Genomic DNA, 25,142 nt, shown 5'->3' with positions numbered 1-25,142 from the left:
GGGCCGACCGCTCTACCCCTTGGGCCGCGGTCCCGCTCTCGGTTATGCTCGGGCTCAATCCAGCAACGCCATAAGCCGAGCCGATGCCCCGCCTATTTCGCTTCATCCTCCTGGGCCTGCTGATCAGCGCAGGCCTGTTGTCAGCCCTGGTCTACAGCCTGACCTGGCGCCCCGACGCCAAGGAGTCGCTGCCGGTCGCCTGCACGGGCAAGGTGCCCAGCCTGGTGCCGGGCCAGGCGCTGAAGGTGATGACCTGGAACGTGCAGTACCTGGCGGGCAAGCGCTATGTGTTCTGGAACGACCAGGCCCAAGGGCCGGACGAGCGCCCGACCCCGGAAGACATGGCCTTCAGCCTGGACGAAGTGGCCCGGGTGATTCGCGATGAACAGCCGGACATCGTGCTGGTGCAGGAGCTGGACGACGGCGCCAAGGCCAGCGACTACCAGGACCAGCTCAAGCTGCTGCAGGAGCGCCTGACCGACCTGTATCCGTGCAGCACACAGGCCTTCGACTGGAAGGCCGACTTCGTACCCTCCCCGCACATTTTCGGCAGCGTTGGCCGGCAACTGGCGACCTTGAGCCGCTACAACATCGAACACGCCGAACGCCTGCAATTGCCGGTGCCCGAGGCCAATTTCATCAGCCGCCAGTTCCAGCCGAAAAACGCCGTGCTGGTGAGTTACCTGCCGTTAAGCGACGGCGGGCAGATGGCGGTGCTCAACACCCATCTGGACCGCGCGACGAAACCCGACGACACCCTGCAAGCCCAGGTGAACGCGGTCACCAGGATCCTCGACCGCTTCGAAGCCCGTGGTACGCCCTGGCTGATCGGCGGCGATTTCAGCCTGCTGCCCCTGGGCCAGTACCAGCGGCTCGCCCCCGAGCAACGCACGCCCTACTCCGCCGATAGCGCGCTGCACACGCTCTGGGACAAGTACCCGATGATTCCCACCAACAACGAAGCCAGCGGTATCGACCGCGCCCTGTGGCTGACCCACTACCCCAACGACCCGGCCCTGAGCGGCCCGGATCGCACCGTCGACTACCTGTTCCACAGCCCGCGGCTCAAGCGAGTCGAGGCCCAGGTCCGGCAGGACGACACCCTGCGCATCTCCGACCACCTGCCACTGATCGCCCGCTTCCTGCTGCCCGCCGCACCGTAGCCGCTGCCGCAGGCTGCGATCGGCTTGGGCGGCATTCCGATGCAGCGGACGCAAAACCTGAGTCCTGACATGAACCGGGATGGCGAGCGCTACGCGCTCGATCGCAGCCTGCGGCAGCGGCTACACACTGGTTACTTGCGCGGTTTGGCGCGGGCCGTGGCTTCGGCCACCAGCGGGTCGTCCGGCCAGTAGTGTTTCGGGTAACGGCCCTTGAGGTCCTTCTTCACCTCGGCGTAGGTGCTGCGCCAGAAGTTCGCCAGGTCCTGGGTGACCTGCACCGGCCGCCGCGCCGGGGACAGCAGATGCAGCTTGACCACCTGCCGGCCACCGGCGATCCGTGGTGTTTCTGCCAGGCCGAACAACTCCTGCAGGCGCACCGCGAGAATCGGCGGTTGTTCACTGTAATCAAGGCGGATCGACGAGCCGGACGGCACCGTCAGGTGGTGCGGCGCCAGCTCGTCCAGGCGCTGCGGCAACGGCCAGGGCAGCAGGCTGTGGACAATGCTGGCCAGTTCCAGGCTGGCGAAGTGGCTGAGGCGCGAAACCTTGCCCAGATACGGCAGCAGCCAGCTTTCCAGGCTCTTGAGCAGCGCCGCGTCACTGACATCCGGCCACTGGCTTTCGCCCTTGGCCTCTAGATCGAGCTGGCGCAACAAGGCCACCCGGGCCTGCCACTGGCGCAGCTCCGGGGTCCAGGGCAACAGTTCCAGGCCCTTGCGCCGCACCAGGTTGACCAGGGCCTGGCAGCGCGCCGCCTCGTCCAGGCCGGTCAGCGGCTCGCGGCTGAGCACCAGTTCGCCGACCTTGCGCTGGCGCTCGGCACGCAACAGCCCTTCGCGCTCGTCCCAATCAAGCTGATCGACGCAGCGCACCTGCTCGGCCAGGACCGAGTCGAACAGCGCCGGGTCGAAATCCGCCGCCAGGTAGATGCGCTCTTCCCGCTGCCCCTGGCGACTGCCCAGGTCGGCGATCACCAGCCAGGGTTGCTTCATCAGGCTGTCGGTCTCGCTGAACAGCGCCGCGCGGCCGTTGGCCAGCCGATATTCGGCGCCGCCGGGACGACGTTGCTGGGCGACCCGGTCCGGATAGGCCAGCGCCAGCAAGGCGCCCAGCCAGCGCGGGTGATCCGGGTCCGCCACCGCCTGGCTTGGTTGTCCGCGCAGATAACCACGGTATTGCCGGGCCAGTTGCCGAGCCCGCTGGACCCCGCCCTGGGCGCCACGGGCCGCGCGCTCTTCGCCGGACAGCAGCACCAGGCGGCTATGCAGGTCGGCACCGCCGCCACGCAGGATGTCGCGCTCGCCGAGCAAGGCGGCGACGTCGCAGGCCATGTTCGCCAGCCCCAGGGCCTGGCCCCGCAACAGCAGATGGGCAATGCGCGGATGGGCCGGCAACTCGGCCATTGCCTGGCCATGAGGTGTCAGCTTGCAGTCCTCGCCAGCCTTGGCCGTCAGCGCTCCGAGGCGCTCGAGCAAGTCCTGGGCCTGGGCATAGGCCGCACCGGGCGGCACATCCAGCCACACCAATTGCGCCGGTGTCACACCCCAGCGGGCCAGTTGCAGGGCCAGGCCCGCCAGGTCCGCCTGGAGAATCTCCGCGCTGCCATAGGCCGCCAGTTGTTCATGCTGGTCCTGGGACCACAGGCGATAGCACACACCCGGCTCCAGGCGCCCGGCCCGGCCGGCGCGCTGGGTGGCGCTGGCCCGGGAAATACGCTGGGTGTCGAGACGGGTCATGCCGCTGCCCGGGTCGAAACGCGGCACCCGCGCCAGCCCGGCATCGACCACCACGCGCACGCCGTCGATGGTCAGGCTGGTCTCGGCGATATTGGTCGCCAGCACCACTTTGCGCTTGCCGGGCGGGGCCGGCTCGATGGCCGCGCGCTGCGCCGCCAGGTCCAGTTCACCGTGCAGCGGACAAAGCAGAATCTCCAGGCGCTCGCCCAGGGCGTCGGCCAACTGCTGGTGCACCCGACGGATCTCGGCCTGCCCCGGCAAGAACACCAGGACGCTGCCGCTTTCATCGTTCAGCGCTTCAAGAAGGGTCTGCACCAGCCGCGGCTCGATGAACTCGCCCGGCTGGAAGGGCCGCCCCCAGCGCACATCGACCGGGAACATGCGGCCTTCGCTGCGCAGGATCGGTGCGTCGTCCAGCAGCCCGGCCAGGCGCTCGCCTTCCAGGGTCGCCGACATCAGGAGGATTTTCAGCGGCTGCTCGTCGCGAAACAGATCGCGGCCACTGAGGCTCAAGGCCAGGGCCAGGTCGGCGTCGAGACTGCGCTCGTGGAATTCGTCGAAGATCAGCAGGCCGACGCCTTCCAGCGCCGGATCGTCTTGCAGGCGGCGGGTCAGGATCCCCTCGGTAACCACCTCGATGCGGGTGTTCGGGCCGACCTTGCTATCCAGACGGATACGGTAGCCCACGGTTTCGCCGACCTTTTCCCCCAGTTCGCTGGCCAGTCGCTCGGCCGCCGCCCGCGCCGCCAGGCGCCGCGGTTCGAGCATGAGAATGCGTTGTCCGGCCAGCCAGGGTTCGTTCAACAGGGCCAAAGGCACACGGGTGGTCTTACCGGCGCCGGGCGGTGCTTCGAGCACGGCCTCGTGGCGTGTCGCCAGGGCTTCACGCAGGGCGGGTAAAACTTCATCAATTGGCAAAGAATTCATACTGGCTCCCAAACAGAGGCGCGAGTATAACGGCGAACTGCCTGGCGTTAATCACGGTCTGAATTCATACCGGCAACGCTTCAGCCTTGCTCTTTCGTGTCTGTTCAGGAGATTTACATGCGTATTCCTTTCCGCATCATCGGCGGCGTCCTGGTTGCCACCCTGCTGACTCAGCTCACCGCCTGCGGCTCGATCTTCTTCCCCGACCGGCGCGGCCAGATCGACGGCAAGATCGACCCGCTGGTAGCTGTGCTCGACGCCGTGGGCCTGCTGTTTTATGTGATCCCGGGGCTGATCGCCTTTGGCGTCGACTTCGCCACCGGCGCCATCTACCTGGAACCGGGCAAGACCGCGCAGGTCGACCCGCACAAGCTGCAGCAAGCCATAGGCGCCGACGGCCAGGTCGATAACCACAAGTTGCAGGCTATTCTCGAAAGCGAGCTGGGCCGCAGCTTCCCTCTGGACGATCCGCGCCTGATCCAGCACAAGGGCAGCGCGCAGCAACTGGCCCTGTACGGTCTGCAACCGGCAGCCTGATCCTCGCGTTTCTTGAAGGAACAAGCCTTGTATGAGCAGTAGCCCGGAACACGCACGCCTGTTGCGCCTGGCCACCCGCGCCTCGCTGGCGGTGGCCAGTATCCTGATCGTGGCCAAGGCCATCGCCTGGTGGCTGAGCGGCTCGGTCAGCCTGCTGGCCGGCCTCACCGACTCGCTGCTCGATGGCGCCGCGTCGTTCCTCAACCTGCTGGCCGTGCATTACGCCCTGCGCCCGGCCGACGAAGACCACCGCTACGGCCACGGCAAGGCCGAATCGCTGTCGGGCATGGCCCAGGCACTGTTCATCGCGGTGAGCGCGGTGCTGATCGGGGTACAGGCCGTCGAACGCCTGCAGAACCCCGAACCGCTGGGCGCGCCCTGGATCGGTATCGGCGTGATGCTGTTGTCGCTGGCGCTGACCGTGGCGCTGCTGATGGTGCAATACCGGGTGATCCGCGAAACCGGCTCCACCGCGGTACGCGCCGACTCGCTGCACTATCGCTCCGACCTGCTGCTCAATGGCAGCATCCTGCTGGCGCTGGTGCTGGCCAGTTTCGGCTGGCAGCAACTGGACGCTTGGTTCGGCCTGGCGATTGCCGTCTACATCCTGTGGAGCGCGATCCAGATCGCTCGGGAAAGCGTGGCGGTGCTGATGGATGAGGAACTGCCGCCCGAGGTCAGCCAGCACATGCTGGAACTGGTATGCGCCGTGCCCGGGGTACTCGGCGCCCATGACCTGCGCACACGGATTTCCGGCAACCACTGGTTCGTGCAACTGCATCTGGAATTACCGGGGGAACTGACCCTGTCGGTGGCCCACGGCATCAGCGATCAGGCCGCCGAGGCGATTCATGCGGCCTATCCGCGGGCCGAGGTGCTGGTGCACGCCGACCCGCAGGAAGCGGTGCTCGCCGCCCGGGCTCAGTAAGTCACCTGATAGCCGCGCGAGCTCAGGCAACCGCCCTGGGCCTGGCGGTAGGTCTGGACCACCTGCTGCGCCGGGGGATAGGTCATCGCCGCCGGGTCGAAGCCGCTCTGCTGCACCGCCCAGCGATAACAGTCGTAGCGGTCCTGATTGATCTGCTGCGGGCTCTGCCCACTGACCGGGTAGGCCAGCACGTTGTAATCATTGCCGGCCTGCGGCGGCGGGCTGGCCACCGGCGGCTCGACCACTACGTACTGCTGGGTACTGGCCTCGTAGATGTAGTAGGCGCCCGCGGCCAGGAAGAACAGCGCGCTGCCGATCCACACCTCGCGCGCGTAGTCCGGCAGGTAGGCCACGCGAATCCCGTAGGGTGGGCGCACCACAACGTAACGCGGCCCCTCTGGGCGGTACCAATAGCCACCGGAGAAGTAATAGTCCCGGCCGCGATAAGGCACACGGTAATGCCGGTCCGGAAAACGATCGATCACGTAACCCGGCCGATATTGCGGGCCCGGCCCCCAGCCATTGCCCCGACCCTCCGGACGGCCCGGCCAGCGATAGTCGTAGGGACGCGACCCCCCCCCGCCGGCCTGCCAATGCGGGTTGTAGTCGTTGCGGCGCGGGATGTCCTGGTAATAACCCTGGCGCGGTTCCTGGGTCTGGCGGACGGTATCGGGGCGACCCTGGATCGGCAGGTTGGCGGACGGCTGTGCCTGTCGTTCCCGCCCTTGATCATTCGGCCCGTGGTTCTGCCAACGCCCGTTCTCGACGTTGCGCTCGAACTGCTGGCTGTTGTCGCCGCGAATGATTTCAGTCTGCTGGCGCGACTGATGGCTTTCGCCTCGCCCCTGGCCGTTTCCCGGATACCCGTCGTCACTGCGCTGGCCGCCATTGGACCAACCACGGCCGTCATTGCGGTCATCGGCAAGCCCCTGCGCACTGACGCTCACACAGAGCAAACCAACACCTGCCAAACGCCAGATGCGCGATTTCATGCTATTCCTCACTACGGATGGGGGCCTGTAGATAAGACTGGAAAAGCCCAGGCCGGTTCTGCCACAGGTTATCAGTCGCAACACTTATTTATTGAGGCGCCACGGGATATTTCCTGGCGCGCAGGCAATAAAAAAGGGGGACCCGTCGGTCCCCCTTTGAGAATTTCGTCCGTGCTCGACGCTTATGGCGCCGGCTCACCTCACGCCGTCTTCTGGACAGTGTGTAGCCCGGGGGCCGGCTCAACCCTGTGGGATTGGCGGCCGCGGCAGGCCTGATTCGGCGGGCCGCAGTGGACTCTATGTCCGGGCAGTGATTCTGGTGATAAGAATAGGCCTGGCGCGCCGACAGAGGATTGCGAAGATTGCTCAAATAAACATGACTTGCGCAATTTTTAACCCAGGATAGATAATATCGCGCAATAGTTATTAAAAAGGCCTGTCCCATGAGCAAACTCGACCGATACGACCTCAGCATTTTGGCGGAATTGCAGCGCGACGCCCGCATCTCCAATCAGGAACTGGCCGAACGTATCGGCCTGTCGCCTTCGCCGTGTTCGCGTCGGGTCAAGCAACTGGAAGACGACGGCTACATTTCCCGCCAGGTCGCCCTGCTGGACCGCAAAATGCTCGGCCTGAGCCTGACCGCCTACGTGCTGATCGGCATGGACCGCCACACCCCCGAGCGTTTCGAGAACTTCGAGGCGGCGATCCGCAGCCTGCCGCAGGTCCTCGAATGCAGCCTGGTGACCGGGATGGACGCCGACTACCAGCTCAAGGTGGTGGTGCCGGACATGGATCACTACCAGAAACTGCTGCTCGGCCATCTGACCCGCATCGAAGGCGTGACCAGCGTACGCTCCAGCTTCGTGCTCAACCAGGTGCTCAACAGCACCGAACTGCCGCTGACTCACCTGCGCAACTGAGCGCTATCTCTTCTGTAGGAGCGAGCTTGCTCGCGATAGAAATGTCCGGCCGCAACCGATGTATGGCCTGGAATATTTATCGCGAGCAAGCTCGCTCCTACAAGGACATGCGGAGCCTGTGACGACGAAGCGCACCTGGATCAATGCCCGGTCGCGGCCCCTTGGCGTATACTCGCCCCCGCCTTTTAGCCTTGCCCGCGCTGGAGATGTTCGATGGATCCTGCAGTATTCGAAGAGTGGATGATGACCGGCCTGGTGACCATCCTGATCATTTTCATGGCCTTCATCGTCTGGGATCTGGCGAAGAAATCCAAGGCCGGACGCTTCGGCTCGTTCATCCTGTTCTTCGTCCTGGGCCTGGGCGTGGCCGCGTTCATTATCAAGAGCGTGGTGATCGGCCTGATCGAATCCGGCGCTTTATAAGCGCGCCGGAACCCCCTTCCACTGGCCCTGGTCGAGCCCATCGATCGTCCAGTCGCCGATCCTGACCCGCACCAGGCGCAATGTCGGCAACCCCACGGCCGCGGTCATGCGCCGCACCTGGCGATTGCGCCCTTCACGAATGATCAATTCCAGCCAACTGGTGGGCACGCTCTTGCGAAAGCGCACCGGCGGATTGCGCGGCCACAGTTGCGGCTCTTCCAACTGCCGGGCTTCGGCCGGCAGGGTCATGCCGTCATTCAATTCCACGCCATCACGCAGACGCTGCAATTGCTCGGCCGTGGGCTCTCCTTCTACCTGCACCCAATAGGTCTTGGCCAGTTTGTGCCTGGGGTCGGCGATGCGCGCCTGCAACTGGCCGTCGTTGGTCAGCAGCAGCAAGCCTTCGCTGTCGCGGTCCAGGCGCCCGGCCGGGTAGATACCGGGGATCGCGATGAAGTCCTTGAGGGTCGCCCGCCCTTCGCCGTCGCTGAACTGGGTCAGCACATCGAAGGGTTTGTTGAACAGGATCAGCTTCGGCTCGGCCGGTGGCGCCTTGGCAACTCGGCGCGGCGCGGAAGACGACGAAGGGCTCTTCACGCCAGGGCGGCGGGAAGCGGGACGAGGAGGACGAGACATGGCGAAAAGAACATCTAACGGTCAGGGCCGACCATGCTAGTGGCCCGACCGTTAAATGACCATCCCGCGATCAGCGGAACGGCGGTTCGTCGAAGCTGCGCAGCTTGCGCGAGTGCAGCGAGTTGAGCTCGGTGCGCAGCAGATCCACCGCGGCGATACCGATCTTCAGGTGCTGGCTGACCGCGCGCTCATAAAAGGCGTTGGCCGAACCCGGCAGCTTGATTTCGCTGTGCAGCGGCTTGTCCGAGACACACAGCAAGGTGCCGTATGGCACCCGCAGGCGATACCCCTGGGCGGCGATGGTGCCGCTTTCCATATCCACCGCCACGGCGCGGGACAGGTTGATCAGCGGACGCTCCTGGGCCCAGCGCAATTCCCAGTTACGGTCGTCGTAGGTCAGCACGGTGCCGGTGCGCAGACGTTTTTTCAGGTCGTCGCCCTTCTCGCCGGTGACGTTGGCGGCGGCCTGCTGCAACGCCAGCTGCACTTCGGCCAGGGCCGGAATCGGAATGTTCGGCGGCACCACGCGATCGAGAATGCCGTCGCGACGCATGTAGGCATGGGCCAGCACGTAGTCGCCGATGGTCTGCGACTGCCGCAGGCCGCCGCAGTGGCCGATCATCAGCCAGCAGTGCGGACGCAATACCGCCAAATGGTCAGTGATGTTCTTGGCGTTGGACGGACCGACGCCGATGTTCACCAGGGTCACGCCGTGGCCGTCGCTGGCCTGCAGGTGATAAGCCGGCATCTGGTAGCGGTGCCAGACCACCCCGGCGGCGATCGACGAGGCTTCGCCGTGATCCATGCCCTTCTCGATGATCACATTGCCCGGCAGGACCATGCGCACGAACCGCGGATCGCTGCGCAGCTGCTCCAGGCCGTGGGTGATGAACTGGTCGACATAGCGGTGGTAGTTGGTCAGCAGGATCCACGGCTGCACATGGCGCCAGTCGCTACCGGTGTAGTGCACCAGGCGGCGCAGGGAGAAATCCACGCGCGCGGCATCGAACAGCGCCAGGGGCAGCGGATGGGTGTTTTCCCAATCGTACAGCCCGTCGGCGATGCCATCGGTGGCGGCGGACAGGTCGGTGCTGGGGAACACCCGCGCCAGCACCGCGGCGGTGACGCCGGAACCGGCCAGTTCATCGCCCTGCTCGACCACGTACGGATACGGGATGTTCTGCTCGCTGACGCCCACTTCCACGGTCACGGTAAAGTCGTGCATCAATGGCACCAGCTGTTCCAGCAGGTACTTACGGAAGGCGGCGGGATGGGTGACCGTGACGCTGTAGGTGCCCGGCAACTGGACCTTGGCGTAGGCCCGGGTGGTCTGCGGGACTTCGCCCTGACAGAGATAAGTCAGGCGCAATTGCGGGTAACGAAACAGCGCGCGCTGTTCGGCGTCCGGTTCGACACGATCCTTGAGGTAACGCTTGAGCGCCTGGCTCAGCGACGTGGTGGCCCGCTCATGCAAAGCGGCAAGCCGGTCCACGGCTTGCTCGGCGGTTTGAACGACAATAAAAGCTTCGGTCACGGTAAGCATCCTGTGTTCTGATCTTGCAGGCCTTCATCTTGCCTGCAACGCCGTCTCACGGGAACAGCGGAATATGCGTAGGAGCGAGCTTGCTCGCGAAAGATCTTTCAGGCCCCAGCCGATCGGTAGCCTGGACTATTTATCGCGAGCAAGCTCGCCCCTACAACAAACCAGTCAGAAGCCTGTCGGGGTGGAGCGCGCGACTATCGCTTCCACATCCAGCCCTCGCGGCAAGGTGCCGTAGACCCTTCCTGCCGAACCCAGGCGACTGGCGATAAAGGCATCGCTGACCGCTGCGTTGCCGGCCTCCAGCAGCAGCCTGGCCTGCAGGCCCAAGGCGATGTCCTCGGTCAGCTGGCGGGCGCGGTACTGAATGTCGTCGGTGTCCTGGAAGGCGCCTTTCAGGTTGGTGATATGCGCGGCCAGGCGCCTGTCGCCATGGCCATCGCCCAGCTCGGCGAACAACGCATCGAGCACACCCGGCTCCTTGGACAAGGCGCGCAGCACATCCAGGCACTGCACGTTGCCGGAACCTTCCCAGGTCGAGTTGACCGGCGCTTCGCGGTACAGCCGCGGCAGAATGCTCTCCTCGACATAACCGGCGCCGCCCATGCACTCGGCGGCCTCGTTGATCATTGCCGGGGCCCGCTTGCAGATCCAGTACTTGCCCACCGCCGTCACCAGTCGCGAGAACATGGCTTCTTGCGGGTCATCCAGGTTGTCCAGCGCGCGGCCCATGCGCAGGCTCAAGGCCAGCGCCGCCTCGCTTTCCAGCGCCAGGTCGGCCAGTACGTTCTGCATCAAGGGTTGCTCGCTGAGTACACGCCCGCCCACCAGCCGATGGGCACAATGATGGGCGGCCTGGGTCAGGGCCTGGCGCATCAGCGAGCTGGAGCCGACCATGCAATCGAAGCGGGTCATGGCCACCATCTCGATGATGGTCGGCACACCGCGCCCTTCTTCACCGATCATCCACGCCAGGGCCCCACGGAACTCCACTTCGCTGGAGGCATTGGAGCAATTGCCGAGCTTGTTTTTCAGGCGCTGGATATAGAACTGGTTGCGGCTGTCATCCGGACGATGGCGAGGCAACAGGAAGCAGGTCAGGCCTTTTTCGGTCTGGGCCAGGGTCAGGAAGGCGTCGCACATCGGCGCCGAACAGAACCATTTGTGGCCCACCAGTTCATAAGCCTGCCCCGGCCCCGTAGCGCCCACCGGATACGCCTTGGTGGTGTTGGCGCGCACATCGGTGCCGCCTTGTTTCTCGGTCATCGCCATGCCGATGGTGACGCCGGCCTTGTGGGCCATGCCGACATTGCGCGGGTCATATTCGGTGGCGAGGACTTTCGGCAGCCACTGTTCGGCGAGATCCGGCTGCAGCTTCAGCGCCGGCACACAGGCGAAGGTCATGGTCAGCGGGCAACCGCTGCCGGCCTCGGCCTGGCTGTGCAGATAGGTCATGGCGGCGCGGGCGACATGGGCCCCGGATTGCGGATGAGCCCAGGGCAAGGACGTCAGGCCGTGCTCGATGGCGGTGCGCATCAGCTCGTGATACGCCGGATGAAACTCCACCAGGTCGAGGCGATGCCCGTAACGGTCATGGCTGGTGAACACCGGCTTGTTCTGGTTGGCCAGGAACCCCGCTTCCATCAGCGGCCCACCGGCCAGGGCACCGTAGGCGTCGATCCGCGATTCGGCCCAGCCGGCGCCGAAATGCCGTGCCCACTCCTGCAACGGCAGATCGATTCGATAGAGGTTAGTACCGTCCAGGGAAGGTGGCTGGTTGGTGACTTCGTGGGTCTCGGCGAACTGATGCAGGTTCATGTCGGGGCTCCTTGAGGGGTGTGCCAGAACCTCAGTTAAGCACCCCCTCCCCACCGAACAAAGTGGCATACCCGCCTAAATGCCGGCGCTTTCGCCCTGTTCCGAGGCCAGTACCCGACGCGCCAGAACGCTTTGCAACTCTTCGAATTTCACCGGCCAAGAGAGGTAATCGAGCAGGCAGCGCTCAGCATCCAGACCATGTGCCAAGGCCGACACCAGCAGCACCGGCAACCCGGCGCAACCCGGCATGCCATGCACCTGGTCGCACAGCTTGAGCGCCTCGGCCTGCTCGATCTGGCAATCGAGCAATACCGCATCCACCGATTCTCGGCGCAACAACGCCAGCGCCCCGCGAGCGTTCTCGGCCGTGCGTACCTGATAACCCAGCTTGAGCAACATGCCGCGGATCACCAGTTGATTGATGCTGTTGTCGTCCACCAGCAGCACGCTGCAATCCTGCGGCATGCGCCGGACGGCGCGGACCCGCAAGGCCGGCTGGGAGGCCATCGGCTGCTCGCCGTCCACATCGAAGGTCACCTCCAGGCGGAAACAGCTGCCACGCCCCGGCTCCGATTCATGGGTCAGCTGGCCACCCAACAGATCCACCAGTTGCCGACAGATCGCCAGCCCCACGCCCAGTCCGCCGTATTCACGGGTCATCGATCCATCGAGCTGGAAGAAGCGCTGGTACAACGAGGCCTCATCGAGATTGACGAAACCGATGCCGGTGTCGATCACCGCGAAGGTCATCGCCACCCGCCCGGTTGCCACTGGCTTGCCAGTCACTCGCAGGACCAGGCCACCCACCCGGGTGAACTTGATGGCATTGTCCAGCAGGCACTCCAGGCACTGGCTCAACTTGCCGCGATCGCCCAGCAGCCGATCGGGCAACCCGGCGGCCAGGTCGACATCGAAGCCCAGCCCCTTGGCCGAGGCGTTGGCGCAAAACTGGCCCAGCAAGGCATCGAGCAGCGAACGCAGGCTGAAAGTCTCGTGCTGGGCGCTGAGCTTGCCGGCCTGCAGCTCGGTCAAGGTCAGGATGCCATTGACCATACGCATCATGTCCCGGGCCGAACCGGCGGCAGTCTGCTGGTATTGCTCCAGCTCCGGATCGAGATCGACGGTCTGCATCAGCTCCAGGGAACCGATCACCCCATTCATCGGCGTGCGCAGTTCGTGGGTCAGGGTGGCGAGGAACTCATCCTTGAGCCGGTTGCTGTGGGCCAGCTGCTGGTTGAGCACTTCGAGCTTCTGCCCGGCATCGAACAGGGTCTGCGCCTGCTGCTCGCGCATCGAGTTGATGCGGTCGGCCAGGGCCAGCGACAACAGCGCCACCTCGATGGCCGAACCGATCTGGCTGGAATACATGGTCAGGAACATGTTCGGCAGATAACCCAGCACCATCAGGGTATTGATGATCCCACCCACCAGGAACGCCGACCAGGCGATGATGAAGTAGCGCGCCACGCGCATGCCGCGGCACCAGGCGACGATGCCGGAGACGAAGATCACCACGGTAAAGATCAGCGCCAGGGCCGTGGCCAGACGCAACGCCAGGGCGTAGCTGGTCATCAGCGACAGGGCCACCACCACGGCGCTGCACAGGATCAGCACCAGCAGCAGGCGATCGACCCAGCGGCTGTGGCTGGCGGTCTGCAGGAAACTGCGGGCGAACTGGCTGCCGAACAGGGCCGCCGCGCCGATGAAAAATGGCGTTGCCGCGTTGGCCCACCACGGGTTGCCCGGCCAGAAGTACTCCACCGCGGCGCCGTTCACCGACAGTTGGTACAGCCCGAACGAGGCGATGTAGAGGATGTAATAGAGGTAACTGGTGTCGCGCACGCTCAGGTAAATGAACAGGTTGTAGACCAGCATCCCCAGCAGCACGCCGTAGATCAGGCCGAGTACATACAGGCGCACCGGCTGCGCTTCCAGGTACGCCGTGCTGGACCAGAGCGTCACCGGCGCCTGGACCGAGCCCTGGCTCTGCAGGCGCAGGAACAGGGTCTTTTGCTCGTAGGGCGCGAAGCTCAGATCAAACAGGTAATTGTTCTGGCGGATCTGCCGGCTGTCGAACGGCAAGGCATCGCCGGTGCGCTGGGCCAGACGGTAGCCCCCGGTTTCATCGGGCACATACAGTTCCAGATGATCGAGCGGCGGATAGGCCAGCTCCAGCAGCCAGGTGTGTCGTATGGAAGGGTTGGCGGGACGGTAGCTGAGGTGGATTTTCAGCCAGAATGCCGAGCGGGAGTAACCGGCGTTGAGGGTGGCCTTGTCATGGGTCTTGAAACTACCGGCCATCGCCGCTGCGCTGACATCCGCGATCGTTGCCTGACCACTCGCGTCTTCAAACACCTGCATCACCCGACCCAAGGGCAGGCTCTGGGTGAACTCGTCGAACTCGACCGCGCCAGCCAGCATCGGCAAGCTCAACAGCAACATCAGCAAATAGCGCATAAAGCCCCAGCGTGGCCTGTCCGGTTGTGTCAGGAAGCCCCCCATTTCCCTTTGAGTAGACGTAAAACCGGCATGACCTGTTATTGGTTTGGATCCACTCTAGCATAGCCGTTGATGGCCAAAGAACACCATGAAAAGTTTTAGTTTAAAGGCTCTAGAACGGGCGTTTCAGCGCTATCCATTGATCTAGAGCTGTTGCCTCGGTCAACTTGTCGGCAAGGCGGAAAAACCAGCCCCGGCCGACACGCGAGGAGCCGTGCAAAAAAGACGTTTGGTGGTAAGCTCGCGCACCATGAATATCTACAGCTCTCGCCCCGTTGTCCTCTGTCTCTCCGGCCACGACCCCAGTGGTGGCGCCGGCCTGCAGGCAGATATCGAAGCCCTGCTCGCCCAGGGTTGTCATGCAGCTCCCACCGTGACCGCGCTGACCGTGCAGGATACGGTCAACGTCAGCGACTTCCGTGTGCTGGATCGCGAGTGGGTGCTGGCCCAGGCCAACGCCGTACTCAACGACTCCAGGGTCGCCGCGGTCAAGCTGGGCATGCTCGGCTCGCTGGAAATGGTCGACACCGTGGTCGAGCTGTTGCAGGCGTATCCGCCCCTGCCGATGGTCTGCGACCCGGTATTGCGCGCCGGCGGCGGCGGACGCCTGGGCAAGGACGAGGTCGGTTACGCCATGCGTGAACGCCTGCTGCCACTGGCGACCATCGCCACCCCGAACCTTCCGGAAGCACGAATCCTCGCCGAGTTGCCCGAAGGCACTGCGGACCAGTGCGCGGAAAAGCTCCTGCCGTTCGTCAAACACCTGCTGATCACCGGCGGCCATGGCGACGAGCATGAAGTGCATAATCGCCTGTACAGCCGCGACGGCAGCCGTCACACCTACACCTGCCAGCGGCTGCCGGGCAGTTATCACGGTTCCGGTTGCACCCTGGCCAGCGCCCTGGCCGGACGCCTGGCCCAGGGCGAAAACCTGGCCAGCGCCGTGAAGTCGGCCCTCGATTACACCTGGCGCACCCTGCGCGACGCCGAGCAACTGGGCCAAGGCCAGTTCGTACCGCGCCGCCTGCCGCTGGACTTCTGCTCGTAAGCCATGAGGCTCGCACGATGAAACTACGTGGTCTGTATGCCATTACCGACAGCCAACTGTTGGCCGGCAAATTCCTGCAGTATGTGGAGGCGGCGCTCGACGGTGGCGTGACCCTCCTGCAATACCGCGACAAGAGCAGCGACGAGGCCCGCCGCCTGCGCGAAGCCGAAGCCCTGCATAGCTTGTGCGAGCGCTACAAGACGCAACTGATCATCAACGACGACGCCGAGTTGGCCGCGCGCATCGGCGTCGGCGTACACCTGGGTCAGACCGACGGCCCGCTGACGCCGGCCCGTGCCCTGCTCGGCCGCCAGGCGATCATCGGCGCGACCTGCCACGCCCAGCTGGAACTGGCCGAGCAAGCCGCCAAGGAAGGCGCCAGCTATGTCGCCTTCGGTCGCTTCTTCAATTCCAACACCAAGCCCGGCGCGCCGACGGCCAACCTGGAGCTGCTGGGCCAGGCCCGCGCCCGGCTGCACCTGCCGATCTGCGCGATCGGCGGCATCACCCTGGAGAACGCCGCGCCGCTGGTCGCCCATGGCGTCGACCTGCTGGCCGTGGTCCATGGCCTGTTCGGCGCCGACAGCGCCCAGGAAGTGACCCGCCGTGCCCGCGCCTTCAACGCCCTCTTCTAACCGCTGATTTCCGAGAGTCCGATCATGTCTCGTTCCGAAACCCTGTTTGCCAATGCCCAGAAACACATCCCCGGTGGCGTGAACTCGCCCGTGCGTGCGTTCAAGAGCGTGGGCGGCACGCCGCTGTTCTTCAAACACGCCGAAGGCGCCTACGTCACCGACGAAGACGACAAGCGTTATGTGGACTACGTCGGTTCCTGGGGGCCGATGATCCTTGGCCACAGCCATCCGGATGTGCTGGACGCGGTGCGCAAGCAGCTGGAACACGGTCTGTCCTACGGTGCCCCGACCGCCATGGAAACTGAAATGGCCGACCTGGTCTGCTCCATCGTGCCGTCCATGGAAATGGTGCGCATGGTCAGCTCCGGCACCGAAGCGACCATGAGCGCGATCCGCCTGGCCCGTGGTTTCACCGGCCGCGACAGCATCATCAAGTTCGAAGGCTGCTACCACGGCCACTCCGACAGCCTGCTGGTCAAGGCTGGCTCCGGCGCGCTGACCCAGGGCGTGCCCAGCTCGGCCGGCGTACCGGCGGCCTTCGCCAAACACACCCTGACCCTGCCGTTCAACGACATCGACGCGGTCGAGAAGATGCTCGCCGAAGTCGGCCAGGAAGTGGCCTGCATCATCGTCGAGCCGGTGGCCGGCAACATGAACTGTGTGCCTCCGGCCCCGGGCTTCCTCGAAGGCTTGCGCAGCCTGTGCGACAAGCACGGCGTGGTGCTGATCTTCGACGAAGTGATGACCGGTTTCCGCGTCGCCCTGGGCGGTGCCCAGGCGCACTACGGGGTGACCCCGGACCTGTCCACCTTCGGCAAGATCATCGGCGGCGGCATGCCGGTGGGCTGCTTCGGCGGCAAACGCAAGATCATGGAACACATCGCGCCGCTGGGCCCGGTCTACCAGGCCGGCACCCTGTCGGGCAACCCGCTGGCCATGGCCGCCGGCCTGACCACCCTGCGCCTGATCAGCCGCCCGGGCTTCCACGCCGAGCTGAGCGACTACACCAGCCGCCTGCTCGACGGCCTGCAGCAACGCGCCGACGCCGCCGGCATCCCGTTCGTGACCACCCAGGCCGGCGGCATGTTCGGCCTGTATTTCAGCGGCGCCGACGATATCGTCACGTTCGATGATGTGATGGCCAGCGATGCCAACCTGTTCAAACGCTTCTTCCACCTGATGCTCGAAGGCGGTGTCTACCTGGCCCCGAGTGCCTTCGAAGCCGGCTTCACCTCGATCGCCCACGGCGACGCCGAGCTGAAACTGACCCTGGACGCGGCCGAACGCGCTTTCGCTGCCCTGAAGTAACCTTCCCCGCCAAACCGGCGCCACACTTGCTGGCGCCGGTTTTACGCTGCATTCGCGCCCCAACTCCCGAAACAGCCCCGAAAGCGGCGGATATCGCGCCCGCGCAGCAGAAAAACGAGTAAAGACTTTGTAAGGTTGGCCCTGCTTATTTCATAATGCGCGCTTATTGGATCCCTCGATGGGTCCGCGCGCCCTTCAGAGGTAAGTCGATTCCCATGAACCGCACCGGCCGCGCCCTTGCACTGGGCTGCCTGTTGCTCCTTCAGCCCCTGCTCGCGCACGCACAAGCAGGCGGCAACTCGTTGTTGATCCCAGCGATGGGTCGCTGCACCCTCAATACTCAGTCACAGGATCTGTCCGAGGCCCTGGCGGTCTGCCAGAAGGCGGCTGACGAAGGGGATGCGCAAGCGCAATACGAGTTGGGCGAGTTCTACTATGAAGGTAAAAATACCCCGCGCGATCTCAATCAGGCCCTGAGCTACTTTGAAAAGGCCTCGCTGCAAGGCCACGCCCAGGCGCAATTCAAACTCGGCACCATGTTCTTTCGCGGCGAAGGCGTACCGGCCAACAACGTTCAGGCCTATATCGTGCTGAAGATGGCGGCGGTCAACGGTGCCGAAGAGGCACTGGACACGGCTGACGAAGTGGCCGAGCACATGCAGCGCGATGAGCTGGAAGTCGCCACCCAGGTGCTGGGGCAGATTTTCCGCAAATACCTGATGGAATTGCAGAGCGCCGACGGGCGTTCGCCCTTCTCACCCCTGCCTTGAGTGCATCGCGAGCACACTTGCCCGCGATGGAATGCGACGCTCTTCTCGATACAGCCCTTATTTCTCAGGCATCGGCATCGGAAACGGCATGACGTTGCTCACGCCACGCGCCTCGCTGATCTTCGGCGTGCCCAGGCGCTCGACCTCGTCGATGCGCACGATCGAATGCATCGGCACAAAGCTGCGTACCACGCCTTCGAACTGGGCCTTGAGCTTCTCTTCGCTCGGATCGACGACCACTTGCGTGCGCTCGCCAAAGACGAACTCTTCCACCTCCAGGAAACCCCACAGATCACTTTGATAGATCTGCTTGGCGTACATTTCGAACACCTGTCCCTGGTTGAGGAAAATCACCTTGTAGATTGGAGCTTCACGTTTGGTCATGGTGGGCGGGTAACACATCGGGGGATATAAAAGAGGGCGCGAACTATAGCATAGCCACCGGACGCGCAGCGGTAGGAACCTCAGGCCATGTTCCCTATAATGCGCGGTTCTTTGAATCACGTGATGACTCCGTCCATGGCCAAGAAGCTCTACATAGAAACCCACGGTTGCCAGATGAACGAGTACGACAGCTCGCGCATGGTCGATCTGCTGGGTGAACACCAGGCCCTGGAAGTCACCGCCCGCGCCGAAGACGCGGACGTCATCCTGCTCAACACCTGCTCGATCCGCGAACGAGCCCAGGACCGGGTGTATTCCCAACTGGGTCGCTGGCGCGAGCTGAAGCTGGCCAACCCGGACATGGTCATCGCCGTCGGCGGTTGCGTGGCCAGCCAGGAAGGCGCGGCCATCCGCGATCGCGCGCCCTATGTCGACGTGGTCTTCGGCCCGCAGACCCTGCACCGCCTGCCGGAAATGATCGATGCCGCCCGCAGCAGCAAGCTGCCGCAGGTCGACGTCTCGTTCCCGGAAATCGAGAAATTCGACCACCTGCCAGAGCCGCGCATCGACGGCCCGAGTGCCTATGTCTCGGTGATGGAAGGCTGCAGCAAGTACTGCACCTTCTGCGTGGTGCCCTACACCCGTGGCGAGGAAGTCAGCCGGCCGTTCGACGACGTGATCTGCGAGATCATCCACCTGGCGGAAAACGGCGTGCGCGAAGTCACCCTGTTGGGGCAGAACGTCAACGGTTACCGTGGCCAGACCCACGACGGCCGCCTGGCCGACCTCGCCGAACTGATCCGTGTGGTCGCGGCGGTCGATGGCATCGAGCGCATCCGCTATACCACCTCCCATCCACTGGAATTCTCCGACAGCCTGATCCAGGCCCACGCCGAAGTGCCGGAACTGGTGAAACACCTGCACTTGCCGGTGCAATCGGGTTCCGACCGGATTCTCGCAGCCATGAAGCGCAACCATACGGCGCTGGAATACAAATCCAAGCTGCGCAAACTGCGCGCCGCCGTGCCGGGCATCTGCATCAGCTCGGACTTCATCGTCGGCTTCCCCGGCGAGACCGAAAAAGACTTCGAACAGACCATGAAGCTGATCGAAGACGTCGGCTTCGACTTCTCCTACTCGTTCGTCTACAGCCAGCGCCCGGGCACCCCGGCGGCCGACCTGGCGGACGACACCCCGGAAGAGTTGAAAAAGGAACGCCTGAACGCGCTGCAACATCGGCTGAATCAGCAAGGATTCGAAATCAGCCGACAGATGGTCGGCTCGATCCAGCGCATCCTGGTTACCGACTACTCGAAGAAAGACCCGGGCGAACTGCAAGGGCGGACCGAGAACAACCGCATTGTCAATTTCCGCTGCGATAACCCGACGCTGATCGGCCAGTTTGCCGATGTGCACATCGACTCGGCCCAGCCTCACTCGCTGCGCGGATCGCTGCTGCAATAATCTCCTGCCGATGCTGGCTGACCAGCGGTAGCGGCCTCGGGCCCGCCATCGCCGGGAAGCCGGCTTCCAAGGAAAATGTGGCGAAAGACATTGCTTTGTATAAGAGCTTTCGCACCCAGGCTGCTGGCGTTATCCTTGAATTCATCCCTTATTGCCGTTGGGCGGCTAAAAAACGACCTTGAACGCACCCATAGAACCACATCGTTTCATCCTCGAGCCCTTTGAGGCTCGCCGCTTCGCCAATCTGTGCGGGCAATTCGACGAGCATTTGCGCTTGATCGAGCAGCGCCTGACCATCGAGATCCGCAACCGCGGCAATCAGTTCGAACTGATCGGCGAACCCAAGCACACCACCTCCGCGGAAAACCTTCTGCGCCGCCTGTACCGGGAAACCAAGGGTACCGAGCTGTCGCCGGACATGGTGCACCTGTTCCTCCAGGAGTCCGCCGTCGAAGAACTGGACAATCACCCTGTCGCCGAAGCGGCCGTGGCCCTGCGCACCAAAAAAGGCATGATTCGCCCCCGCGGCTTGAATCAGCAGCGCTACGTCAAGGAAATCCTCGGCAACGACATCAACTTCGGCATCGGCCCGGCCGGTACCGGCAAGACCTACCTGGCCGTGGCCTGTGCGGTAGATGCACTGGAGCGTGAGCAGGTACGACGCATCCTGCTGGTGCGTCCGGCGGTCGAAGCCGGTGAGAAACTCGGCTTCCTGCCGGGCGACCTGGCCCAGAAGATCGACCCGTACCTGCGCCCGTTGTATGACGCACTGTATGAAATGCTCGGCTTCGAACACGTCGCCAAGCTGATCGAACGCCAGGTCATCGAGATTGCGCCGCTGGCCTACATGCGCGGCCGTACGCTGAACAACAGTTTCATCATTCTCGACGAAAGCCAGAACACCACCGTCGAGCAGATGAAGATGTTCCTGACCCGGATCGGCTTCGGCTCCACCGCCGTGATCACGGGCGACATCACCCAGGTCGACCTGCCCAAGGGCACCAAGTCCGGCCTGGCCCATGTGATCAACGTCCTCAAGGACGTCCCGGGCATCAGCTTCACCCACTTCATGCCCAAGGACGTGGTGCGCCATCCGCTGGTGCAACGCATCGTCGAAGCCTACGAGCGCTTCGAGCAGCGCGTGGCCGACGAGTCCGCCGCGGAAAAAGGCAATCGCCACGATGCTTGAGCTTGATCTGCAACTGGCAAGCGAAAAGCCTGCTCCCAGCGAAGCCCTGTTCCGCCAATGGTGTGAACTGGCCCTGCGCCAGCGCACCGCCGACTCGGAACTGACCATTCGCCTGGTGGACGAATCCGAAGGCCGCGAACTGAACCGCACCTGGCGGCAGAAGGACTACGCCACCAACGTCCTGTCGTTCCCCGCCGATGTGCCGGACGAGCTGCTGGACATTCCATTGCTCGGCGACCTGGTGATCTGCGTCGAAGTGGTCGAGCGCGAAGCCGCCGAACAAGGCAAGGACCTCCAGGCCCACTGGGCCCATCTGGTGATTCACGGCTGCTTGCATCTATTGGGTTACGACCATATAGATGACGACGAAGCCGAGGAAATGGAAGCACTGGAACGAACGTTGCTTGCAGAACTGGGTCATCCCGACCCTTATGCGGACGACGAAACCGAAGAACATCCATCTGTAACAACCAAGGATTTAGAGTAATCGCTATGAGCGAAGACCGATCGAGCAGCGGGCAAAAGTCGTGGCTGGGTAAACTGACCCAGGCTTTTGCCCATGAGCCGAAAAACCGCCAGGAGCTGCTGGAGCTGCTGCGCGAAGCCCATCAGAACAAGTTGCTGGACAGCGAAGCGCTGGCCATCGTCGAAGGCGCCATCCAGGTCGCTGACCTGCAGGTACGGGACATCATGGTTCCGCGCTCGCAGATGATCAGCATCAAGGCGACCCAGACTCCCCGCGAATTCCTGCCGTCCGTCCTCGATTCCGCGCACTCGCGTTATCCGGTGATCGGCGAAAGCCATGACGACGTCATGGGCGTCCTGCTGGCCAAGGACCTGCTGCCGCTGATCCTCAAGGAGAACGGCGACAGCTTCAACATCAAGGACCTGCTGCGTCCGGCGACCTTCGTTCCCGAATCCAAGCGCCTGAACGTACTGCTGCGTGAGTTCCGCGCCAACCACAATCACATGGCCATCGTCATCGACGAATACGGCGGCGTGGCAGGCCTGGTGACCATCGAGGACGTGCTGGAGCAGATCGTCGGCGACATCGAAGACGAGCACGACGTCGAGGAAGACAGCTACATCAAGCCCCTGCCAAGCGGCGATTTCCTGATCAAGGCGTTGACGCCGATCGAGAACTTCAACGAGTTCTTCGACAGCGAGTTCTCCGACGACGAGTTCGACACTGTCGGCGGCCTGGTGATGAGCGCGTTCGGGCACCTGCCTAAACGTAACGAAATCACCGAAATCGGCTCCTATCGCTTCCGTATCCTGAATGCCGACAGCCGTCGGATTCATCTGCTGCGACTAACGCCTATCCCCCGCTAAGGATCGACATGCTGCGCTTAACCCGCCCCGGCTGGCCCGGTAACCTGCTGGCCATGGCGGCTGGCGCAATCACCACCCTGGCCCTGGCGCCGTACGACATCTGGCCGCTGGCACTGCTGGCGGTCGGCTTCTTTTATGCCGGCCTGCGCGAGCTGAGCCCGCGCCAGGCGCTGTGGCGCGGCTGGTGTTTCGGCTTCGGCCTGTTTGCCGCCGGCACCAGCTGGATCTACGTCAGCATCCATACCTACGGCGGTGCCTCGGTGCTGCTGGCCGGTTTACTGATGCTGGCCTTCATTGCCGCCATCGCCTTCTTTTTCGCCCTGCCGGCCTGGCTCTGGGCGCGTTGGCTGCGTCGCAATGAAGCCCCTCTCGCCGATGCCCTGGCCTTCGCCGCCCTTTGGGTGGGCCAGGAAGCCTTCCGCGGCTGGTTCCTGACGGGCTTCCCCTGGCTCTATTCCGGCTACAGCCAACTCGACGGCCCGCTGGCCGGCCTGGCCCCTCTGGGCGGCATGTGGCTGATCTCCTTTGCCCTGGCGCTGACCGCCGCCCTGCTCTACAACCTGCCCGGCCTGATCCGTGCCGGGCGCAAGGGGTTTATCGCCGCCGGCCTGGTGCTGCTGGTCGCCCCCTGGGTGATCGGTATCGCGCTCAAGGGGCATGCCTGGACCAGCCCGTCGGGCGAGCCGCTGACCGTGGCGGCGATCCAGGGCAATATCGAACAGAGCCTGAAATGGGACCCCGCGCAACTCAACTCCCAGCTGGCGCTGTACCGCGACATGAGCTTCAGTTCCAAGCGCGTGGATCTGCTGGTGTGGCCGGAAACCGCTGTGCCCGTCCTCAAGGAGTCGGCCGAAGGTTATCTGAACATGATGGGCAACTTCGCCGCCGACCGGCATTCGGCGTTGATCACCGGCGTACCGATCCGCCAGGAAGTCCACCACCAGAAGCGCTACTTCAATGGCATTACCGTAGTCGGCGAAGGCGATGGCGAGTACCTCAAGCAGAAGCTCGTGCCATTCGGTGAGTACGTGCCCCTGCAGGACTTGCTGCGCGGCCTGATTGCGTTCTTCGACCTGCCCATGTCGGACTTCGCCCGCGGCCCCGCCGACCAGCCTTTACTGCAAGCCAAGGGTTACCAGATCGCGCCGTTCATCTGCTACGAGGTGGTTTACCCGGAATTCGCCGCCAGCCTGTCAGCCCGCAGCGACCTGCTGCTGACCATCAGCAACGACACCTGGTTCGGCACTTCGATCGGCCCGTTGCAGCACTTGCAGATGGCCCAGATGCGAGCTTTGGAAGCCGGCCGCTGGATGATCCGCGCCACCAACAACGGGGTGACCGGCCTGATCGATCCATTCGGCAAGATCACCGTGCAGATTCCGCAGTTCGAACGCGGCATTCTCTATGGCGAAGTGGTGCCGATGCACAACCTGACGCCTTACCTGCAGTGGCGCTCGTGGCCCCTGATCATCCTGAGCGTCCTGCTGTTCGGCTGGGCCCTGCTGGCCAGCCGGATCGCCAAGACCGTCTGACTTCATCGCGAGCCATCGAACGTCGAGCGGCTGCTCCTGGCGGGAATTTGCGATTCCAGCAGGAGCAGGCCGGCTCGAGATGAACCTAGTCCTCTCCACGATAAAACAGCTTGTAGCCCACCAGCCCCACCGCCTCGTTCAACAACTGGCCGCTCTGCCAGATCGACTTGAACTCCGGCATCCAGCCACCCAGCGGCCTGGCGTTATCCACCCCGAGGAACCCCACGGGCGCCGGCACCACGGTGAATCCTGCCTGTTCGAAACTCCAGACAGCCCGCTGCATATGCCAGGCCTGGGTGACCAGCACCACACGCTTGACGCCTTGCGGCTTAAGCACTTGCGCGGTGAATTGGGCGTTTTCCCAGGTCGTGCGGCTACGCCCTTCCTGCCAGCGCACCGTCACATCGAAGTCGTTCAGCAACGACTCGGCCATCAGCGCTGCTTCCGTTGGCGGCGTGCCGTAGTGCAGGCCACCGCTGGTCAGGATCGGCAGCCCGGAAGCCTTGGCCAGGCGCGCCGCATAGCGTTGGCGCTCCAGGCCAACACCGGTCGGCTGGTCGGAACCCCAGGCCGGATCGCCACGTTCACGCCCCGACCCCAGCACCACAATCGCATCGGCCTGTTTGGCCAGGGTCGACCACTGGCTTTGCGTCAGCGCCGGCTCACTTTCCAGGGCACTGGCGCCCCACTCCACCATCACAGGCAGGCTCATCAACCAGAACCCGCCCAGGCCGAGAGCAAAACACGCACCGGCCAGTCGCGGCCTCGAGCGGCGAAACCACCAGGCAAGCAGAAGCAGCAGCAACAGAAGACCTGGCGGCAGGAGTAGTTGTTTGACGAAATAACGAAAAGGCATCGAGCATCTCCAAAGATGCTCGAAGCCTAAGTGGGTAAAAGCAAAGCGACAACAGATACGAAACAGATTTCACGCACAAGGTACGCGGCGTTGACGCTGCGCAGATGCCCGCATGGGCTGCGCAGACTCACTTGAACTGCAGGGATCGGACCTTTACCGCATCCCGGGCGGGCACCTTGTCTTTCAACCAGATGACCTTGGCCGAATGTGGAGTCACTTCGTGCCTCAGGCATTCGAGCACGCTCAATTGCGTCTCACGCTCGCTACGATCCAAATAGGCTTTGATCACCTCGAGCTCGGCGTGACTCAGGCCCCGCAACTCCAACTCCGCAGGACGCTCATTACGCAAGCTCCCTGCTGTTTTCGCTGTATCCAAGGCCAAAGCCAGACGATCTATCAATCGTTCGTACAACTCGGGTTTTGTAACTTTTCGCTGCGACTCAACCATCCACTCACCTCATGAAAGTAAGAATCACTCCCCCTTTTTGAGCTTAGCCGCACT

The 25,142-nt window shown here is 63.7% G+C and carries 23 protein-coding genes; 14 read left to right on the top strand and 9 right to left on the bottom strand.

Going from position 1 to position 25,142, the window contains the following annotated elements:
* Positions 1 to 83 precede the first annotated feature (83 nt).
* A complete protein-coding gene (locus AC07VU_RS26945; RefSeq protein WP_277589668.1) occupies positions 84 to 1,163 on the top strand; it encodes an endonuclease/exonuclease/phosphatase family protein in 1,080 nt (359 codons plus the stop codon).
* Between the two features lie 131 nt (positions 1,164 to 1,294).
* On the opposite strand, the gene hrpB is transcribed toward AC07VU_RS26945, so the two are convergent.
* Positions 1,295 to 3,826: an ATP-dependent helicase HrpB gene (gene hrpB / locus AC07VU_RS26940; RefSeq protein WP_277589669.1), complete on the bottom strand. Its 2,532-nt coding sequence runs from the start codon at positions 3,824 to 3,826 to the stop codon at positions 1,295 to 1,297.
* Between the two features lie 117 nt (positions 3,827 to 3,943).
* Between hrpB and pmcY the strand changes: the two genes are divergently transcribed.
* Positions 3,944 to 4,363 (top strand): periplasmic Zn2+ metallochaperone PmcY, encoded by a 420-nt coding sequence (pmcY, locus tag AC07VU_RS26935; protein ID WP_007927053.1) that lies wholly within the window; start codon positions 3,944 to 3,946, stop codon positions 4,361 to 4,363.
* A 31-nt stretch (positions 4,364 to 4,394) separates the two neighbouring features.
* Entirely contained in the window at positions 4,395 to 5,291 is an 897-nt protein-coding gene (locus tag AC07VU_RS26930; protein ID WP_007927055.1) for a cation diffusion facilitator family transporter, read from the top strand.
* Here AC07VU_RS26930 and AC07VU_RS26925 read toward each other — a convergent pair.
* Complete coding sequence (locus AC07VU_RS26925) at positions 5,285 to 6,283, bottom strand: DUF6515 family protein (protein WP_457275006.1); 999 nt, start codon at positions 6,281 to 6,283, stop codon at positions 5,285 to 5,287. The genes AC07VU_RS26930 and AC07VU_RS26925 overlap by 7 nt on opposite strands.
* 443 nt (positions 6,284 to 6,726) lie before the next feature.
* Here AC07VU_RS26925 and AC07VU_RS26920 point away from each other — a divergent pair, with 443 nt between their 5' ends.
* Together AC07VU_RS26920 and AC07VU_RS26915 are read left to right on the top strand one after the other, a co-directional pair.
* Complete coding sequence (locus AC07VU_RS26920; protein WP_009045772.1) at positions 6,727 to 7,206, top strand: Lrp/AsnC family transcriptional regulator; 480 nt, start codon at positions 6,727 to 6,729, stop codon at positions 7,204 to 7,206.
* Positions 7,207 to 7,419: 213 nt separating this feature from the next.
* The gene (locus tag AC07VU_RS26915; RefSeq protein WP_007927060.1) at positions 7,420 to 7,629 is read left to right on the top strand and encodes a DUF2788 domain-containing protein; all 210 of its coding nucleotides are present in this window, start codon (positions 7,420 to 7,422) and stop codon (positions 7,627 to 7,629) included.
* On the opposite strand, the gene AC07VU_RS26910 is transcribed toward AC07VU_RS26915, so the two are convergent.
* The 4 genes from AC07VU_RS26910 to AC07VU_RS26895 all read right to left on the bottom strand — a co-directional run bounded on the left by AC07VU_RS26910 (position 7,624) and on the right by AC07VU_RS26895 (position 14,080).
* Complete coding sequence (locus AC07VU_RS26910; RefSeq protein WP_495030805.1) at positions 7,624 to 8,265, bottom strand: pseudouridine synthase; 642 nt, start codon at positions 8,263 to 8,265, stop codon at positions 7,624 to 7,626. The genes AC07VU_RS26915 and AC07VU_RS26910 overlap by 6 nt on opposite strands.
* Before the next feature lie 70 nt (positions 8,266 to 8,335).
* The gene (gene amn / locus AC07VU_RS26905) at positions 8,336 to 9,808 is read right to left on the bottom strand and encodes an AMP nucleosidase (protein ID WP_190304755.1); all 1,473 of its coding nucleotides are present in this window, start codon (positions 9,806 to 9,808) and stop codon (positions 8,336 to 8,338) included.
* 165 nt (positions 9,809 to 9,973) lie between these two features.
* Positions 9,974 to 11,623, bottom strand: coding sequence for an acyl-CoA dehydrogenase family protein (locus tag AC07VU_RS26900; protein WP_457275008.1), 1,650 nt, complete (start codon positions 11,621 to 11,623; stop codon positions 9,974 to 9,976).
* 75 nt (positions 11,624 to 11,698) lie between these two features.
* Positions 11,699 to 14,080, bottom strand: coding sequence for a hybrid sensor histidine kinase/response regulator (locus AC07VU_RS26895; protein ID WP_457275010.1), 2,382 nt, complete (start codon positions 14,078 to 14,080; stop codon positions 11,699 to 11,701).
* A gap of 292 nt (positions 14,081 to 14,372) precedes the next feature.
* Between AC07VU_RS26895 and AC07VU_RS26890 the strand changes: the two genes are divergently transcribed.
* From AC07VU_RS26890 to AC07VU_RS26875, 4 genes are all read left to right on the top strand, one after another.
* Positions 14,373 to 15,170, top strand: a complete 798-nt coding sequence (locus AC07VU_RS26890; protein WP_457275011.1) for a hydroxymethylpyrimidine/phosphomethylpyrimidine kinase — start codon at positions 14,373 to 14,375, stop codon at positions 15,168 to 15,170.
* A gap of 17 nt (positions 15,171 to 15,187) precedes the next feature.
* On the top strand, positions 15,188 to 15,805 hold the full coding sequence (thiE, locus tag AC07VU_RS26885) for a thiamine phosphate synthase (RefSeq protein WP_274304772.1): 618 nt from the start codon (positions 15,188 to 15,190) through the stop codon (positions 15,803 to 15,805).
* A 24-nt stretch (positions 15,806 to 15,829) separates the two neighbouring features.
* Positions 15,830 to 17,113 carry a glutamate-1-semialdehyde 2,1-aminomutase gene (gene hemL / locus AC07VU_RS26880; protein WP_009045779.1) on the top strand — a complete coding sequence of 428 codons (1,284 nt, stop codon included), beginning with the start codon at positions 15,830 to 15,832 and terminating at the stop codon, positions 17,111 to 17,113.
* 215 nt (positions 17,114 to 17,328) lie between these two features.
* Positions 17,329 to 17,883: a tetratricopeptide repeat protein gene (locus AC07VU_RS26875; RefSeq protein WP_007927077.1), complete on the top strand. Its 555-nt coding sequence runs from the start codon at positions 17,329 to 17,331 to the stop codon at positions 17,881 to 17,883.
* Between the two features lie 57 nt (positions 17,884 to 17,940).
* Here AC07VU_RS26875 and AC07VU_RS26870 read toward each other — a convergent pair whose 3' ends face one another.
* Complete coding sequence (locus AC07VU_RS26870) at positions 17,941 to 18,267, bottom strand: DUF1820 family protein (RefSeq protein ID WP_007927079.1); 327 nt, start codon at positions 18,265 to 18,267, stop codon at positions 17,941 to 17,943.
* Positions 18,268 to 18,402: 135 nt separating this feature from the next.
* Here AC07VU_RS26870 and miaB point away from each other — a divergent pair, with 135 nt between their 5' ends.
* From miaB to lnt, 5 genes are all read left to right on the top strand, one after another.
* Complete coding sequence (gene miaB, locus AC07VU_RS26865) at positions 18,403 to 19,731, top strand: tRNA (N6-isopentenyl adenosine(37)-C2)-methylthiotransferase MiaB (protein ID WP_162235145.1); 1,329 nt, start codon at positions 18,403 to 18,405, stop codon at positions 19,729 to 19,731.
* Positions 19,732 to 19,909: 178 nt separating this feature from the next.
* Entirely contained in the window at positions 19,910 to 20,920 is a 1,011-nt protein-coding gene (locus AC07VU_RS26860) for a PhoH family protein (protein WP_053262791.1), read from the top strand.
* Positions 20,913 to 21,407 carry an rRNA maturation RNase YbeY gene (ybeY, locus tag AC07VU_RS26855; protein ID WP_495030804.1) on the top strand — a complete coding sequence of 165 codons (495 nt, stop codon included), beginning with the start codon at positions 20,913 to 20,915 and terminating at the stop codon, positions 21,405 to 21,407. Before AC07VU_RS26860 ends, ybeY begins: the two co-directional genes overlap by 8 nt.
* 5 nt (positions 21,408 to 21,412) lie before the next feature.
* The gene (locus AC07VU_RS26850) at positions 21,413 to 22,252 is read left to right on the top strand and encodes a CorC family transporter (RefSeq protein ID WP_274304773.1); all 840 of its coding nucleotides are present in this window, start codon (positions 21,413 to 21,415) and stop codon (positions 22,250 to 22,252) included.
* An 8-nt stretch (positions 22,253 to 22,260) separates the two neighbouring features.
* The gene (gene lnt / locus AC07VU_RS26845; RefSeq protein ID WP_274304774.1) at positions 22,261 to 23,784 is read left to right on the top strand and encodes an apolipoprotein N-acyltransferase; all 1,524 of its coding nucleotides are present in this window, start codon (positions 22,261 to 22,263) and stop codon (positions 23,782 to 23,784) included.
* Positions 23,785 to 23,869: 85 nt separating this feature from the next.
* On the opposite strand, the gene AC07VU_RS26840 is transcribed toward lnt, so the two are convergent.
* Positions 23,870 to 24,640 carry a YdcF family protein gene (locus AC07VU_RS26840; RefSeq protein WP_495030803.1) on the bottom strand — a complete coding sequence of 257 codons (771 nt, stop codon included), beginning with the start codon at positions 24,638 to 24,640 and terminating at the stop codon, positions 23,870 to 23,872.
* 127 nt (positions 24,641 to 24,767) lie between these two features.
* A complete protein-coding gene (locus AC07VU_RS26835; protein WP_009045783.1) occupies positions 24,768 to 25,088 on the bottom strand; it encodes a hypothetical protein in 321 nt (106 codons plus the stop codon).
* Positions 25,089 to 25,142: the final 54 nt, after the last annotated feature.

Source organism: Pseudomonas sp. GW821-FHT02B10, assembly GCF_059421865.1.
The sequence above is the reverse complement of the archived record's forward strand: the minus strand, read 5'-3'. Positions and strand labels throughout refer to the sequence as shown.